The sequence below is a fragment of the Gimesia maris genome (assembly GCF_008298035.1).
Lineage (GTDB): Bacteria > Planctomycetota > Planctomycetia > Planctomycetales > Planctomycetaceae > Gimesia > Gimesia maris.
On record NZ_CP042910.1, the window covers coordinates 5,455,220 to 5,471,970 of the forward strand.

12 protein-coding genes are annotated in these 16,751 nt (G+C 51.6%); 4 read left to right on the forward strand and 8 right to left on the reverse strand.

The window, feature by feature from the left end:
• Positions 1-42: 42 nt before the first annotated feature.
• The 3 genes from GmarT_RS20095 to GmarT_RS20105 form a co-directional block, all read right to left on the reverse strand.
• Complete coding sequence (locus GmarT_RS20095) at positions 43-648, reverse strand: histidine phosphatase family protein (protein ID WP_002646679.1); 606 nt, start codon at positions 646-648, stop codon at positions 43-45.
• Positions 649-806: 158 nt separating this feature from the next.
• On the reverse strand, positions 807-1,031 hold the full coding sequence (locus tag GmarT_RS20100; RefSeq protein ID WP_002646678.1) for a hypothetical protein: 225 nt from the start codon (positions 1,029-1,031) through the stop codon (positions 807-809).
• 939 nt (positions 1,032-1,970) lie between these two features.
• On the reverse strand, positions 1,971-6,761 hold the full coding sequence (locus tag GmarT_RS20105; RefSeq protein ID WP_002646676.1) for a glycosyl hydrolase family 8: 4,791 nt from the start codon (positions 6,759-6,761) through the stop codon (positions 1,971-1,973).
• Positions 6,762-7,313: 552 nt separating this feature from the next.
• On the opposite strand from GmarT_RS20105, the gene GmarT_RS20110 reads away from it, so the two are divergent.
• Positions 7,314-8,654, forward strand: coding sequence for a hypothetical protein (locus tag GmarT_RS20110; RefSeq protein ID WP_002646675.1), 1,341 nt, complete (start codon positions 7,314-7,316; stop codon positions 8,652-8,654).
• A 65-nt stretch (positions 8,655-8,719) separates the two neighbouring features.
• Positions 8,720-10,705, forward strand: a complete 1,986-nt coding sequence (locus GmarT_RS20115; protein ID WP_149303162.1) for a carboxylesterase family protein — start codon at positions 8,720-8,722, stop codon at positions 10,703-10,705.
• Between the two features lie 12 nt (positions 10,706-10,717).
• Here GmarT_RS20115 and GmarT_RS20120 read toward each other — a convergent pair whose 3' ends face one another.
• The 3 genes from GmarT_RS20120 to GmarT_RS20130 all read right to left on the reverse strand — a co-directional run bounded on the left by GmarT_RS20120 (position 10,718) and on the right by GmarT_RS20130 (position 11,669).
• Complete coding sequence (locus GmarT_RS20120) at positions 10,718-10,963, reverse strand: LexA family protein (RefSeq protein ID WP_002644123.1); 246 nt, start codon at positions 10,961-10,963, stop codon at positions 10,718-10,720.
• Positions 10,964-11,047: 84 nt separating this feature from the next.
• Positions 11,048-11,353, reverse strand: a complete 306-nt coding sequence (locus GmarT_RS20125) for a hypothetical protein (protein ID WP_002644122.1) — start codon at positions 11,351-11,353, stop codon at positions 11,048-11,050.
• Between the two features lie 55 nt (positions 11,354-11,408).
• Positions 11,409-11,669 carry a hypothetical protein gene (locus GmarT_RS20130; protein ID WP_149303164.1) on the reverse strand — a complete coding sequence of 87 codons (261 nt, stop codon included), beginning with the start codon at positions 11,667-11,669 and terminating at the stop codon, positions 11,409-11,411.
• A 350-nt stretch (positions 11,670-12,019) separates the two neighbouring features.
• On the opposite strand from GmarT_RS20130, the gene GmarT_RS20135 reads away from it, so the two are divergent.
• Positions 12,020-13,249, forward strand: a complete 1,230-nt coding sequence (locus GmarT_RS20135; protein ID WP_002644120.1) for a hypothetical protein — start codon at positions 12,020-12,022, stop codon at positions 13,247-13,249.
• Between the two features lie 167 nt (positions 13,250-13,416).
• Here GmarT_RS20135 and GmarT_RS20140 read toward each other — a convergent pair whose 3' ends face one another.
• Positions 13,417-13,686 (reverse strand): hypothetical protein, encoded by a 270-nt coding sequence (locus tag GmarT_RS20140; protein ID WP_002644119.1) that lies wholly within the window; start codon positions 13,684-13,686, stop codon positions 13,417-13,419.
• A 19-nt stretch (positions 13,687-13,705) separates the two neighbouring features.
• Between GmarT_RS20140 and GmarT_RS20145 the strand changes: the two genes are divergently transcribed.
• Positions 13,706-15,070, forward strand: a complete 1,365-nt coding sequence (locus GmarT_RS20145) for an OprO/OprP family phosphate-selective porin (RefSeq protein ID WP_002644118.1) — start codon at positions 13,706-13,708, stop codon at positions 15,068-15,070.
• A gap of 21 nt (positions 15,071-15,091) precedes the next feature.
• Here GmarT_RS20145 and GmarT_RS20150 read toward each other — a convergent pair whose 3' ends face one another.
• A complete protein-coding gene (locus tag GmarT_RS20150; protein ID WP_044236297.1) occupies positions 15,092-16,528 on the reverse strand; it encodes a DUF1501 domain-containing protein in 1,437 nt (478 codons plus the stop codon).
• Positions 16,529-16,751 lie beyond the last annotated feature (223 nt).

Genomic DNA, 16,751 nt, shown 5'->3' on the forward strand with positions numbered 1-16,751 from the left:
GATGAACGGCCAAAGGAAGTATTCTCATCGCTGAATGCGTCCTCAAATATCTACGTGACGACAATCGTTCCAGAGCCGAATCACAGGGTCGTGCCGGCCATGGTGATATCCCAGGATACTTAACGCGGATGTGTTCAGAAAAAAATGGCGCCCCAGTGCTGCATCCTGGCCCAACCAGCGGGCAGCGAACATGAGCAGAAAATGACCGTGGGAAAAAAGCACGACATTACTATCAAAGGCACGAATTCGATCAATGACTCGATCAGCCCTGGCAGACACTTCTGCAACCGACTCGCCACCCGGGCAACCGTCGCGAAATAGCTCCCAGTCGGGCCGTTGCAGATCAATTTCTTTCGTGGTCATTCCTTCGTAATCTCCGTAGTTCCATTCCACGAGATCATCATCTACGCCTGCCTCCTTTCCAAAGCCCGCTAATTCACAAGTAGAGGAAGCGCGTTGTAACGGACTGGTAATGACACGGGCAAAGGTCTCAGATTTAAGTCGTGCTCCAAGTCGGCGGGCGTTACGCGCGCCGCGTTCGGTCAACGGCAGATCTGTCAAGCCGGTATGCTGGCGTGATATACTCCAGTCTGTTTCACCATGTCGAGCAAGGTAAATCAGAGGCAGCGGTTGAATTTCGTCGCTCATAATCGGATCACCGTCCCCTTCACTTCTATAATCAATCTGAGTTCAGCAGGACAAACCATTTGAATTCGACTGTGCCGTCGTCTGTTCTGACTGCGACTCAATCAAACAGGTTCGCAAACAGGTCTCCCGAGAGTTTTTGAAAGTCTGTAGACTTTCCGCTATTCTCCAGCTTCAACTGGTGCCGGCAGTGAGGGTGTATCCGCGGGCTGCTCTGACAAATCCATGGTCATCACATACACCACCATACCTGACAGCATCAGAATCACGGCAACATAAGTACGCCAGTCACGGTGCGCACGTTTTATGTAGGAGGGATGGCCTTGAGAATGATCGTTCCCGTGCGAGTCACTGTGCCGCTGTTTTTTGTGCTTTGATTGATTCATAGGGTCCCTGTTTCTCGTTGATATGTTCAGATTCTCTGTGACAGGTAACATTATCCCGCAGCTTGCTGTTCTCAAAGGTTAATTGAGTCAAAATCGCTGGTGATCCTGAAAGTATTCGCTTCCCAATCCTGCTGCCAGTAGATTCATCAAAGCCATTTCTCACACATCAGCTACATTTTATGGTTGTATGTCAGTAACCGTTTTAATAGTTCACACAAACGCCAGTGATTCCTGTCTGAATTTCCACTTCTCATCGCTATCAGTCAGGAGATACTCTCACTGAATAAATTCCCCTTGATTCGCTCAATACCTGAGCCAGAATAAGCGTCTAAGTGAGTCGCGCGCGTGGTCAGTTTACAGTGCACCGAAACACACGCCAGTTGTTCATCCTCTTCACTGCAATTGAGCCTGTTTTTTCCAGATTTGCACTGCCTGAAACCACACCCGTTCATGATGTAACCCTGCGGGTCGCCACACCATCGACGAGCTTCAGCCCGGCACCGTCTCGGCTTCGCAATCGATCGCCCCGGTATCAACCTGTATCGCCACAATAATTTTTTCATCTCCTCTTGCTCCCTGCATGCCTTTATCGATAATCCAAATCCGACAGTGTTACCCCTGTGTCCGAATGTGTGTTACCTATGTGTCCGGTCTAAATACTTGCCGAGTGCTTCTGTAGCAAACTCGAATGCCACATTAAGTTTGTCGGGTGCCACTGTCGGCTCGCCCGACAGTACGCGGAATACTCCTCATACAGTTAAGAAAAAGACCACCTCGGGCGGCAATGTTGGCTTGCCCAACAGTGCATATTGCACTCATTCACACCACCAAAAGTAGAAGTCCATCCTACTGAAAAGTCACCCAACCCGAGATATGAAAACAGGGCACTGCTTAACAGTGCCCCATTCTCAAATTCAGACTATCTACGTTCGCTCAGGTTCAGACCGGACTCCCATTCAGCAGGAAGTCAGACAGCGGCTCTGTCAGCCCCGTTGACGTCCCGATAAAACCAAACGAGACCGTGCCACCAGCGGAAATGTCGTCGTTCCAGGAGGCACCACGAATCACGTAGGTGTTCCCGACGTGCGAAACGATCTCGGCGTTCCAGATATCCGTAATCTCGCCATCAAAGGTGAACTGCAGCAGCCAGCCTTCCATGGGTTGATCACTCTCATTCCGGATTTCCACCGCTCCCTGAAATCCACTGTTCCAGGCATTCACTACATCAAAGTTCACAGCACCTGAGGCAGGCGGGGCATCGTTATCCTGAATACTTCCCGTGCCAACCGCGGTCGCCAGCGTACCACCCACGGGTTGAGTTAATACGATCTGGAAGCCTTCGTTCGTTTCCGTCTCGACATCACCCAGGATCGGCACCATGATCGTTTTCGTCAGCTCTCCTGGCTGAAAGATCAGCTGGCCATTCACCGACTGATAATCCGCACCAGCGACCGCCGTTCCATCAACTGTATGAAACTGAACTGTCACCGGTTCAGTCGTCGGTTGATCCAGTGAAACAGTAAACACTGCCTGTTGACTCCCACTGTCACCTTCCGTCACATTCACATCATTGATGGATATTTCCGGGACAATCACCACGAATGCTTCCACGTCGACATGCACCGTGGTACTGGTCACACTCCCCGTATCAGATACTGTCGTGAACACGAAGCTGTCCGTCCCCGAGAAACCGGCGTCTGGTGTGTAAGTCAGCGTTCCATCCTGATTGTTGACCACCACCCCATGCACGGGTTGCGAAACCGACTGCAGCGTCCCCCCTTCTCCGAGAGCAGATGCAGGACTGATATAGTTGCCCGACATCACCAGCATACTCAACATCGAAACCGAGTCTGCATAGTAATTCGAGTGCGTCGTCGCCACACTGTCGAAGACCGAATTCATCCATGCCTGGTCAGCCGCATCGGAACCGGTCATTGCCGACACTCCGACCGCCGCTCGGAAAAATGGATCGCTCCAGCTGTTGAGCGGAGTTCCATCCAAAGCATAGCCACCTCGAATCAATGCCGGATCTCCGCCTGACGATTGCTGAAAGAATTCCGACAGCATCTGCGCCTGCGCCAGCGAGACCGTGTCTCCACTCAAAACCGCGTCGGCACCAATCCTCCAGGGCACACGCCCCGCGTTATACCAGTAATGCTGGTCGTTGACTTCCAGAAAGCCTGAAGGCGCAGGTGACACATTCCCGGTCACAGGATCAACAATCACAAAGTCCGGCACCAGTCCCGTCCCCGACTGCTGTTGCAGTTTGGTCATCACAGCCTGCGTTGCGGCGATCACTTCATCCCAGGCCCCTGTACCGGTTGCGGCTTCAAAGGCGCGGAAGTGACCATACATGAAATCGCTGGTACGTACAGACCACTGATTCCGCCCACCACCATAAGGATTCACCCAGTCTCCCAGCATCGGCAGATGACTGTCTGGTCCAATGGTCGAAGCGTACATCGCATCAATAATCGTAATCGCTTCCTGCAGATAGTTGACTGCACCGTCACTTCCCCATTGAGCATCTGCAACGAGCAGCGCATAGGCAATATCGGCGTCCCCATCGAAGGCGCTACTGTTTCCGTACGCATCCGGTTGCGCCCAGTCCATCAGATCAGGATTCCCTTCACTGGGATTGGCCCGCGAATACTGGAACAGACCATCGAAGATCGCCCGGGCTTGAGGATCGTATCCATCCATATGCGCCAGGACCAGCATGCCGTATCCCTGGGCTTCTGATGTGGTTCGCCCTGACGCATCCATGATCACCCGGTAACCATTTCCTCCCGGATCTGCACGCAACCAGTCCGCCTTCCAGCTGTCATAGTAGTTGCTCACTATCTGATCCAACTGCGTCTGACCGTACTGGCTGGGGAATAACGTCCCCTCTTCATACGATTGCGCATGGCTGCCATAATCTGGATCGCCTCCCGAGCTTCCCGCGGAAATTGTTACCGCCGTCTCATAAGGCGTCGTCACATTCAATTCATTTTCAGAAACCACTTCTTCATCGTCATTGGCAATAACTGTGGTCGCAGAAGACAAACTCGCATCCAGCGTCGCGCCAACCGGGCTGCTGAGCGTGACATAAAACTGCTCGTCCGGTTCCACCTGGCTGTCGCCAAAGACGCGTACTGAAATCGTCTTTGAGGTTTCTCCCACTGCAAAGGTCACCTGACCGCTGGAAGCTTCATAATCCTCACCCGCTGTCGCCGTCCCATTGGACGTCTGATAGTTAACGACAACCGTTTGCGTCGCAGCCTCAGACAGGGTAATCGTCAAGGTAGCCGATACGGTACCGCTGACACCTTCCGCGACAGTTGCACCGCTGATGCGAACTTCAGGAATCACTTCCACGGGCGGGTCCACAATACTCCCTTCCAGAGGAACCGGGTTCTGATAATACTCCTGCACCTTGGTAATCCACCAGTAATCGTCCGTCGGCTCACTGCCAATTGCATCGGTGCTGATGCCAACACCGGCGCCAAACAGAATCTGCCTGATACCGGCGGCACGTGCTTCTTCCATATGGGAACCCCAGGTGATCGTGTTGCCGGAAACGGTCAGCTTCGCATCCCCCAGATCATTGGTCGAGAAATACTCCAGTCGATTTCCACTGGCGGTAAACGTATCTCCCAGAAAGAAAGAGGCTGCGGAATCTTCATACTGCCGCGTCGTATTCGTCAGGGGATCAAACTCACCATTCTCGTCATACGGATTCACCGCCTGACTGTCATTGATGTGACCAACGGGCAACTGCCAGAGCACCATTTCTCGCTCGGTCGTTTCCGTGAGGGTCTGGACGATCAACAGATAATTCTGCCAGTGATCGCTGTTCCAGAACCAGGTACTCGCTTCCGGATTACTGGCTGCCCCGTTTTGCGCCCCTGCATCCAGTCCATACTTATCGAGGGAGATGAACCCCGCCCCATAACTGAGAATGCCGGCGTCCATGTAATACTCGGCAATCAGTTCTGCTTCGCGTGCAATCGCCGCCTGACCGGCTGCGACTCCCATTGTATCCGTCAAATGCACAATTCCCGTGCCCGGAATCGGAGTTTCGATGCCCGGCGAAGCCCACAGATTAAACTGCCAGCCAAACTCCACATTCGGTGCAAAATGACTGATGGTATAATTGATCGCTTCAATCAGTCCCGTCACCGTATTGTCAAACTGGGGATCAACGCCTTCCTGCAAAACACCGCTGCTGTAAGCGGCACTCGTCACAGCCGAGATTGCGTTCGCCGATGTGCCGGCATTCTGCATCAGGTAACCGATGAAGTCCGGTTCCAGAATCATCTGCACCAGCTCATCCCCTGCTTCGGTGCGAATGGTATCCAGCGCGAATTTCAGGTCTTGAAAATAGCTTTCCATGTACGACTGACTCTGGATGTGCTCCAGGTTGGTCGTATAGCTTTCGCCACCATCAGGAATATTGTAGTACACGAACTGCGGGATCATTCCCAGTTTCATACTTTCGCGCACATAGCTGCTCACGCGGTCCGGGTCCCAGCTCTGCCAGCCGGAAATGGGGCCTCCGTTGAGATAGATATACCGCGAGTCAACATATTTGCCGGTCAAGGAATTGCTGTCATCAAAATCCTGCCAGAATGCCAGATCACCGGTCGTGTCTTCACTCACCGAACCGATGGTCAGATAATCCGGAAGCCCCGGCAGTGCGCCCTCTGCTGTACGTACACGAAACCCGATAAAACGGTCTTCGCCGCTCTCGGCATCGGTGATCCGTACAGACGACCGTCCTGCTTCGAGACCGGTAATGCGTAATGTATTCCCATTCACAATCTCAGCGGTGACTGCCCGCGAATTACTGACTGCTACGCTGAACTGACTCGACTCACTCGAGGAGGCCAGCGTGTATTCGTAAACCGTTTCCTGATCAATGGTGACCTGCAATGCCTGACTGGCACTATCGACTCCATCAATACTGATCTGACTGGCACCGCCAGCCACATACACAACTTCGTCGCTCAAGGTCGTCCCGCTCGCATTACTGACTTCAACCTGGTATCGCAGCACACCATAGTCCCGGTTCGTAATCAACAGGCTGTCCGTTTGCGGGGTCGCGGTCCCTGTCAGATCTGCTTCATGGATGACAGTGCCGTTCTCGTATAACTTCCAGTGATTCGCTGCTGACCCTGCCCACAAATTAAGAGTCACACGAAAACCGCCCGCTGCCTGGTCTGCCAGCACACTGACGCTCGGCTGATTCGGCGCATTGACCACAGGATCGGGATCCGGGTCTGGATCCGGATCGGGATCGGGGTCAACGGGACTACCACTCCCGTTAAATGAAAATCCGCTGGGCTCGCTGTAAGCGCCGACGGCCACCAGTCCAATCGCCAGCGACTCACCTGCATCCAAAGTCGCATCCCAGCTGGGAGGCGTAATGCGATAACGGCCTCCCCCCAGGTTCTCTACTTCAGCGTTCCACAGTGACTGAATCTCGCCATTAAAGTCAAACTCCAGCTGCCAGTCTGTAAACGCCGTCGCTTCATCGTTATTCAGAATCAGGTTGGCTGTCCGACCGGAGCCCCAGTCCTGATCCACCTCAAACTGTACATCGGGTGCATCCGCCAGTGGATGGGCGGCGAGCATCGTCCGCACCTCCAGTGCCTCGATCTGTCTTGCTGCCTGAGCACGTGATCGCCTGGGAGTGCCGTGCTGTTGAATGAACCATTCAAGAAGTGTTGCGTAAAGTCGTTTCATCGCATCAACTCTGCGAACGCAGAGCCCTTTCAGTCTCTGCCAGAACAGTGCGACGTTTCAAACTGAGAATCAGCCTGAATATGAAGGAATAGATACGAGTCTCGGAAGGTAGAAATGCTGAGACGCGTTGATCTCCCCGTAACACTGTTTATCGAAAGGCGCGAGAAGAGACCGCAACACAGGCAGGCCACCACAGGCTCTCACACGCCCAGGATGTCCTGGCGCGGAAGCTGTTTTGGCCCAGATCAAACAGCAATTTCCGAAATTTAAAGATAGGAAGTAAACCGGAAACCAATCCCGGTCCGGAACAGTTTGATTGTAACCACAGTCACCCGCCCCCTGTCCAGAGCTGATTTGAAATTTCTTGAACACTCATCAAGTCAGCATATCAGAGGAACGTACGAATCACTCATAATCAATACGACCCGATCAGCAGTGAAGTCCAGAAAATAAACTGCGCATTGAATTCACATGTGAATTCGTTTACGTTTATGTTTACTTATCTGTGGAAATCCAGATCACCTATTGATATTACCCGGAAAGGCTTATTCGATGAACTTACCTTCACGATTCTCCCTGAATCTGCTCTTCTCACTCGTCAGTCTGATCTGCCTGCAGAACACTTGCACCGCTGCAGAACCAAAAGATGAAAAGATAGAACCAGCTCAACTGGAAGACTGGCAGAAAAAAGGAGTGGAGTATGCGCGGATTATGTCACAGGTAAAATGGACTCCGGTTGCCGAGGGAATGCCCCGCAGGAAAGGAACTTTCGAACCCGGTAAAGAGTACACGGGCGTCCCTTATTCGAGTGTAAAATATATCGGCCGTTATATCGGATTTGATATTTATCTGAAGACCTTTCTGGCAGCCGTCGAAAATCCACACAGCGTGTTATACACAGAAAACCTGTATGGTAAGGTTGCCAATGCAGAGTGCTACTATGGTAAAGTCTGCTCTTCTTACACCAGTTATGCCTTACAGTGTGGCGTCTGGTATGTCAGCCGCCTGCACAACCCACCCTATCGCGAAGGCGTCAGCCTGGTCGAGCCCCAGACAGCACAGGCAGCACAGGTAGGAGATATCATTTACACACCGCCTCAGCCCGGCTCCCATGTGGAAATCGTCACGGGCATTACCCGGAACGCGGAGGGGAAAATAACGCATGTCCGTGTGGAAGAAAGCCGCCCCCTCACCACCAAATCCAGCAACCGCTCCGTCTCGACCTTTAACAGTCATCTCAAAGCGCGAGGCAGAAAACTGTTTCGCATCACCGATCTGGACGCCTGGCGCGGCCCGAACAAAGCAGAGTCATTCCTGTTCCCCAACTATGAGGAAGACGCCAAAACCCCGATCATCAATCGGGTATTACTACTCGATCGTGGTGACTGGGTCCCCTATTTCAAAGACCAGAAAGTAAAAATCAGCATCATGGACAAAGACGCCCAAGGTGTAAAATCCCTGGTCGTCAAACGGGGGGACAAAGTCGTCAAAGAAATCGATCAGCCTGGGAAAGGCGTCATCGAACTCTCATTTTCCACCTGCGGCGATTACACGGCACACTGCATCATGAATGACGGTTCGCAGAGTCAAGCCTGCGAATTCTCTGTCTGTGACCTTGATTTCAGCATCTCCGCAAAAACAGCCTCAATAAGTGAACCGTGGGAACTGAAGCTCAACTCTGAAAACATGAAAGTCATCATGGCACTTCTGGTAAGTGATAAAGACAGTTATGACCACCATCACGTATTCGTTACCGATGAAGATCGGCAGCAGGGAACAGTAGTGATCCCCGCCAATTTAATTCAAAGCACAGGCAAGATGCAGGTCTGGCTGGTCGGTGAAAACAAATATGGCAGGCTCAAGAAACGGCGTGATATTCTCATACAGGATTAAGGCACAACAGAATGTGAACGACCACTGACAGTAGTTCACATTCTGATTTATCAGGAGAACTCCCCTTGAAAATATTCCTGTGCATTCTGTTCTCTTCCGTTACCCTGGTACATGCTGCCGATACTGAAGTCCGCTGGAACTCAAACTTCAAAGAGACCTGTCACAGTCAGGCAGAAGGCGCTCTCGTTTCGTTCTCCGTCCGCACACCTCCGCAGATCGCAGGCAGAAAGAGCTACCCATTACTGATTGACCTCAAAGTCGGCCTCAACGCAGTACCGAGCACCCAGTATCCGTTTTTTTACACATTACCATCACGCGGACGCCTCTGGGGCTACCGTTCACTTTCTACTTACGACGTCATGCAGGTCATCGACTGTATGATACAGAAATACCCGATCGATCCGGACCGAATTTATCTCACTGGATTTTCCGCGGGTGGAAGTGGCGCCATGCATCTGGCCTCCTGCTTTCCCGATCAATTCGCGGCAGTCCTGGCCTTAGGAGGCGTCGGCAACAACTACCCGCTTGTCAATTTCAAAAATCTGCCGGTCGCCTTTCACCATGGTGACAAAGACTGGACCTCTTCCATCTGCAACGCGCGGGTGCAGGCAGACAGAATGCAAGCCCTGGGCAGTCCCATGTTTCTCAAAGAATACCCGGACGCCGGCCATTCCATACCAGGACCACGTGCGCCTCTGCTGGACTGGCTCTTCAAACAAAAACGCAATCCGACCCCGCTGTCTCTCACCCACGAATGCGAAAGCATATCACTGGGGCGTTCCTACTGGTTCACCATTCAGGAGTTCATCGATCCACACCAGCGGGCATCGGTAGCAGCTACCATCAATGACCGGACCGTCGTCGTCCATCCTCATAACATAGCTGTTTTTTCCTTAGACCTGGCTGCATTTCCCAATGTAAAGACAGTCCAGATTGATCAGACCCGGCTGCCAGCAGACATGCATTACAGGTTTCAGTCAGGCCATTGGATCAAGGGAAACCCTCTGCCGAAACCAGCAACCCGAGCTTACGAAGCGGGTGCTGCTGCCAACCTGTATCAGGGCGAGCCGTTACTCATTGTGTACGGCACTCGCGGTGATCGCACGCAGCTGTTGAAAACCCTGGCACAAACGCTCGCATCCTATGGTGGCCCCACTAATGAGCGGATCCCCAACCTGTTTCCCGTAATTGCTGACAGAGAGCTGACGCAAACTCAGCAGACGAACGCTAATTTAATTCTGGTCGGTACTCCCGCGGAAAATAGTATCAGCCAGACGATCCTGCCGAAACTTCCCATTCAAATTCAAGAGGGTTATCTGCTGGCCGGGGAACGTACGCCATTGCCCCTGGAAAATCAGATACTCAGTCTGCTTGCCCCCCACCCAGAGCATCCACAGCGTCTGGTCTACCTGCTCGCCCCCTTCACTGACGCAGCCGGGCTCACTCAGGTTATCGCGAGTCCAGCGTCATTCCTGGCTGGCTCCAATGGGTTTGATCGCATCAGTCAGGCAGACCTGCTCACGCAAAATCCACAGCATCTCATTTCACGACAATTGCAATACGGAAAAGACTGGAACTGGATCCGCTTCCCGGATGCAGACCAGCCGATACCGGCCCGTTATAGCGACCGGGCCAACCTCGCGACCACCTGTCTGCAGCTCATGCAGGAAAAATCCCAGGCTGACTTTGCACTCTGGTGGGGGCCCGCCGATCGAGGCATGTGGGGGACCGACTTCAATCACCTCGAACGCTATCAACCCGAATTCTATACCAAAGCAGACTTCCTCACCCGACATCGTCTCTTTGAGACCATGACAGGCAGTGTGACTGGTGCAGAATTAAAAGAGATCTGGAATCGCTGGGGCACAAAACAGGAGCTGCAGAGCTTTCCTGAAATCACCCCCGGCACGCTGATCGACGAACAGCAATACCGACTCCACATACCAATGGACCTGTATATCAAACTGGGTCAGCGCAAACAGAATCTCATCAATCCGCAGACAGCCCCCGGAATTACCTCCGCTGAACTGCTACAGCAGATCTTTCCCTGAACGCTATCAGGACTATTGCACTTCGCCGCAGAACCGGATCCGCAGATTCTCCACGACTTCCAGCCCCCGGGGCATAAACTGATTCCGTTTCAGTCGGCCTTTGGCTTCAATCGCCTTGAGATGATCCGAGACCCCATTGGTCGATTTAATCCCAAACGACTGACCAATCTCCCGCACCGTCGGCGCACAACCCGTCTTCGCGGTAAACACACGGATAAAACTGACAATATGCTTCTGTCGCTCGGTTAATTTTTTCATCGCAGGGTCTCTGAATAATGGTACCTGAAATACAGATCGTCTCCGACCATCGCCGTGATTATATAACATCACCGAATCAGAATGCTACTCCATCCCCAGATCACGTCCCAGCCAGGCGTCCGGCGTCACTTCCTGCTCCTCAACCTGCAGACAGTCCATAATATCCAACCTGACGCCGGCAAAGACATCCACCGCAGCCTCAGGGTACTGTTCCGCGACCAGAGTTTCGATTAATCCGACAAAATCACCCACGCAAATATCCGTCCAGAGATTGTCCGGCGGATCAGCAGTATTCCCCTCATGCAGAAGCCGATGCACCTTATCCCGGGGAATTTTAATCTCAAACCGTTTTTCAACCCGAAATACCAGATCAAGTAAGTCAATTCCCATCCTGGTCTCCCATTAACGTGGCTTAGAGACGAAGGCAGCCGCAACAGTGTCTCTCTCAAACCGGTTTATCGGATTGGAAGCAAGAGACCACTGTCCCGGAAATAAAACCAATCGCAAAGAAGAGACTGCCCAGAACAGCCAGTCCCAGCAGCGCTTCACAACGGGGATTCACCCCCACTGCGATCAACAGAGAGGTAAGCACATTAGTCACCGCCGGGACGGTGTATGCTAAAACATACCCCACCACCACCCCGATGAAGCCACCTGAAAAACCATAAACCAGCATGGGGTACTTCAGGTTCGGTTTAGAAGGCAAACTAATTAATCTTCATTTTGGAACAGCTTTTACCAGCATTTTCAGATACAAAAAACAATCAGATATTACTTCAATTTGGCATTTATTTTCGGCTCACTAAACATATACAAGCCAAACTTATTGTGTTCTAGTATAGTTAAAACCCTTAGTTATAGACATAAAGACAATTTTGATCCATCACTAGAATCTTAAAACTTAATATTAAACTATGCCAAATCGTCTCAATTATTTTTAGAATTTTTCTTAGTAGAAAAACCACTGTAAAATCGAAATCCTAATCTGTTTTTATTATTTAAATCAGAATATTTATCTTTATTTCTGAGCTACTTTTATCAAATGGATACTTGTAAATGGATGAAACTAGACTGCGATATATTGTATCTAAATACTTGCTTCCAATGTTCCCGGGAACCGAATTACTTCCAGACTCAATTGAGCTAAACCGTAGAGTCGATCTCGCTTCGTTTAAAACCCCAAATAAAATCATTCTATGGCCTGGTAGAACCGCTGATTATCGTTTGCTAATTCAACGTAGTCAGCCATTTTCTCATACAGACGTAGTTTTCATGTCTCACTTTATGGGAGTAATAAATGGAATATTTGATCTACAAAACAGAACTTTCTTTAATCAACTTCTAGAAGGCTTAATCCCTCTATCTATTGCAAACTACGTCAGTGGCCATACTGATTCACCGGTTGGCACATGTGTAAAAATTATCCAACAACTTGAGAACTGGGCATCACAAACTTACGAAGGTCAGAATATTAGTGCTTCTATTGGTTTCGATCCTAGTATTACTGATAGCAGAGGCCCAACACTTGATGAAATTTGGTCTGTGGATTTCAGCGCTGTTTTAACGTCTAGCGTAGATACAATTTTAGTAGTAGACTCAGATCTACATATTTCATCATTTGAAGCGGTTACATACTCAGAAATAAACTCCATAGCACCTTACAGAATGCTTGCATTAGCGCAATGGTCAATTGGTCCTAAGTCGCTCTTTTGTTTAAATCGAAGAGGAGAGATTCTAGTCTTCCGAAATGGACATCTAGAATTCGCTAAGAGAAGTGGCAAATGGGTTCATTATACTCATGACTCAATTACTAAATTAATGGGTAGAATTGGTAGTCCTGAATTACGTATGTCAGTTTACGAGACTTGCTTAGATGTAGGATTTAGTCGCACCGGTGGTTGCATTTCAATCGTAAAGAGTAGTTGTAAGCACCAACTAAATAAAATAGTACACAATGACGACTTACTAAAATTAAGAATTGGGCCTAAATCGCATTGTATAGATACAATCGTGAATTCACCTTTCCACGAGATAGATCGGCGTTTAAGGCAAGAACTCGCGGCAATTGATGGTGCAACAATAATTGATCACGATGGTAATGTACTTGCAGTTGGGGCAATTGTTAAAGTTCCCTCTGGTAGTAGAGGTGGGGCTAGGAGAGCTTCCGCGATTTCATTAGCAAGACTCGGTATAGCGATAAAGATTTCCGCAGACGGTGGAATTACTGCTTTCAAAAGTTCTGCTGAAAATAGTGATGATGTTAATATCGCTTTTGAAATTGGATAGACTACGTCGTCAATAAATTATTTAAAGAGTGAATAAGCTTATCCGAGTACGTCTAAACAAATCAAAAATTCCCGGTAACCGATCCCAAGTCAAGAATCATCAGACTTCACTTCGCATTTTCACATCAATCACTTACCTCTCTATTTATGTATCATTTGAATTGAAATTTATTCTGTTTGAACGTGGACATCATCACGTACAACCGGAATAACCCGCACAGCTTCCGCGGTCTTTAACGCAACCTTCTCACTTTGACCGCTTTTCAGCAAAGTACTTCGGCCTGCGTTTCCTGTCGCTGCAGTGCTCCAATTCCCGTAACCGATAAAATAAGCAGCCCTGCTGCTGCGGACACGGTCTGCGCCTGCGCGCGACAGACCGGATTCAGGGAAGGTCCTCAGCAGCAGTTCGGTTTCAATAATATTAACATTCACGGCCACAGATTCGAAATCCCGCCCGATGGAACGACAGCAGGATCAATCGCGAAATGTGTTCCGGCACCCCGCTCGATTCCGACGCTGGTTGTCGCTGCTGGGATGTTGTCTCGCGCTCTATATCAATCCTCTGTTGGCGCAGGAACCAGGCGCAGACGCACTGCCGCCGCCTCTCACCGATTCGCTGCCAACCGATACAACGTTCGTCAGTCCCTTCCCTGCCTGTGACGAAGAACTCATTCCCTGTGTAACCGGCCTGGATGAGCACGGCGATTACCCGACCGGCGAACTGAGTGGCTTCATCCAGATCGACTCCGCGGCTTTCGAACAGTCACCGGCGTCCATGGCAGCGTTCGGGGATATTAATAACCGCACCGCCGTCCGTCGTGCGCGGCTCGCGCTGACAGGAGATCTCGCAACGGACGTCGGCTATAAAATGGATGTCGAATTCGCCACATCCCCTCCCGCGGCTCGCGATGTCTACCTGGATTTCCGTGATCGTCCCTACGCCGATCGCCTGATCGTCGGGACCACGAAAGTCCCTTTCCAGATGGAAGCACTCACCAGTTCCAAAAACTTCACCTTTGCCGAACGGGCTCCCTTTTTTACCTTCTCCCCGTTTCGGCAGGTCGGCATCTGGGCAGATGGCACGCTGGAAGAAGAACGGGGTACCTGGTCACTCGCCGGCTTCCTCGTCGGCAAGGGAGGCTTCGATCTGAATCACAACGCCGACGGCCAGGGCTTCGCTGCTCGCACCACGTATCTGCACTGGTACGAAGACGACGGCCGCGATCTGCTGCACACCGGTTTGAATTACAGCGTCCTGCAGCCGTTTGATAAGATGGTTCGCTACGATTCCAAGTTGAGCTTCTTCACCAACCAGGAACCGGGCATCAATTCGTCAGGTCCCCCGCAACTCGTTGACACGGGTAATGTCCCCGCAGAAAGCGTCAACCTGTTTAACTTCGAACTGGCCGGGTCGCATGGCCGTTTCAATTATCAGGCCGAACTCACCTATGCCCTGGTCAATCAGATGGGCGGCCCCCCGCTGGTCTTTTACGGCGGATACGCCCAGGCCGGCTGGTTCTTTACGGGCGAATCCAAACCCTACAATCGCAAGGCAGGCGTCTTTGATTCCGTCAAACCGCTGCACAGCTTTTTTGACGGCGGCTGGGGTGCCTGGGAACTGGCCGCGCGGGGCACCTTCCTCAATCTGAACGATAAAAATGTGACGGGCGGACGCATGAACTCCGCCGAACTGGTACTCAACTGGTACCTGAGTGATCAGCTCAGCGTCAAATTTGATTACGTTCACGGCTTCATTAATAACGCGACCACTGACGATCTTCCCATTGATGTCATCGGCGGACGTCTGCAGTACATCTATTAAGGAAACGGCCCCGCTGCGAGCTTACCCAAACAACTGTTTGAGCGGTGTGCCGCTTTCGATAATGGGAATCGGTCTGTCTTCGCGGTCGGGCAGAAACAGTTCGGGGTCGATGCCCAGCGACCAGTAGATTGTCTTCGCCAGGTCTTCCGGGGTGACCGGGTTGTCTACAGGATACGCGGCCTCTGCATCGGAAGTTCCATACACAATTCCCCCCTTCACTCCCGCGCCCGCCAGCAGACAGGGAAAACAATGCGACCAGTGCCCGCGACCCCACGCCGCAGTCCCTTGGGGAGTTCGCCCCATTTCGCCCACGGCAACCACCAGCGTTTCATCGAGCAGACCCCGCTCTTCCAGATCGGTCAGCAGCGCGGAATACGCCTGGTCAAATCCGGGCAGCAGGTGATGCTGCAGATGATGCGCACTGCGATGCGAGTCCCAGCTGTAACCATCGGGGGCATCCCAGCAGACGGTCACAAAACGGGCTCCCGCTTCAATCATCCGCCGCCCCATCAAAGTCGACTGACCAAACAGATGCCGCCCGTAGCGGTCACGCAGTTTTGCTGATTCCTGCTGAATATCAAACGCGGACCGCATCTTTTCTGAAGTCACCAGTGACAACGCCCGCTGCTGGATGCGATCATAGTTTTTATATTGATGGTCTTCGTGAAAATCCCGATTAGCCTGGTCAAACTGCTGCAGCAGACTGCTGCGACGGTTCAGTCGATCCAGGGTCATCTCTTCTTTCGTCGCCAGACCGCGAATCCGGAAATCCAGTTCCGCATCCGTGCAGTCGCGGAAGTACGGATTGTCTGCGGCATTGCGTTTGCGAATATCCGTGGCGAACGCGATATAAGCCGAACCCAGCCAGCCCGCATGCTGCCCGGTTCGTTCCAGCCCCTGCAGCACTCCCAGTCGATTGGGCAGATAGACATAATCGGGCAGCGCTCGCTGGTGGGCATCAGGACTCTGGCGGGACAGGTATTCCACCACACTTCCCATCGCCGGCCAGTCCGTCCCCCGGGCATTGACATCACCCCCATCGGCGGCAGAACGCGTCCACTTGTGACCCGTCTGAATATAATGGCAGGCATTATGATCATTATGTGGATGCGTCATCGTGCGGATCACGCAGAGCTTGTCGGATATGTTCGCCGTTTGAGGCAGATACTCGCTGATGTGCAGACCCGGTGTGCGACTGTCGATGGGATGAAAAGGGCCGCGAATGCCACTGGAGGCTTCCGGCTTCATATCGAATGATTCCAACTGACTGGGGCCACCAAACAGAAACAGGAATATTACCGACTTCGCCCGCCCGTTCTGAAATGCACCGGCAACTTCTTCGGCGGCGAGCACGCCCGGCAGACTCAATCCGAACAATCCCGCACCGCCAGCCTGCAACGCTTCGCGTCGCGTCAGACCAGAACAAACCTGTTTCGCATATCCATTCACTGTCAGCATAAATTCAGCTCCACCGGAGTCAGTGACAATCGAAGACACCCCCGACAGTTTTCTTGAGCCGCTGTCTGCGAAGGATGCAATTGGTACGGTCTCAGTCTAGTGAATTCTGAACAGAAGATCAATTATTTTCTGTGCTTGACCGGAAACAAATCACATACCTTCCACCAGAGCGCATCGCATTTAACCATAGCGTCAGTCGGTCTATTATATTCAACCCAAATGG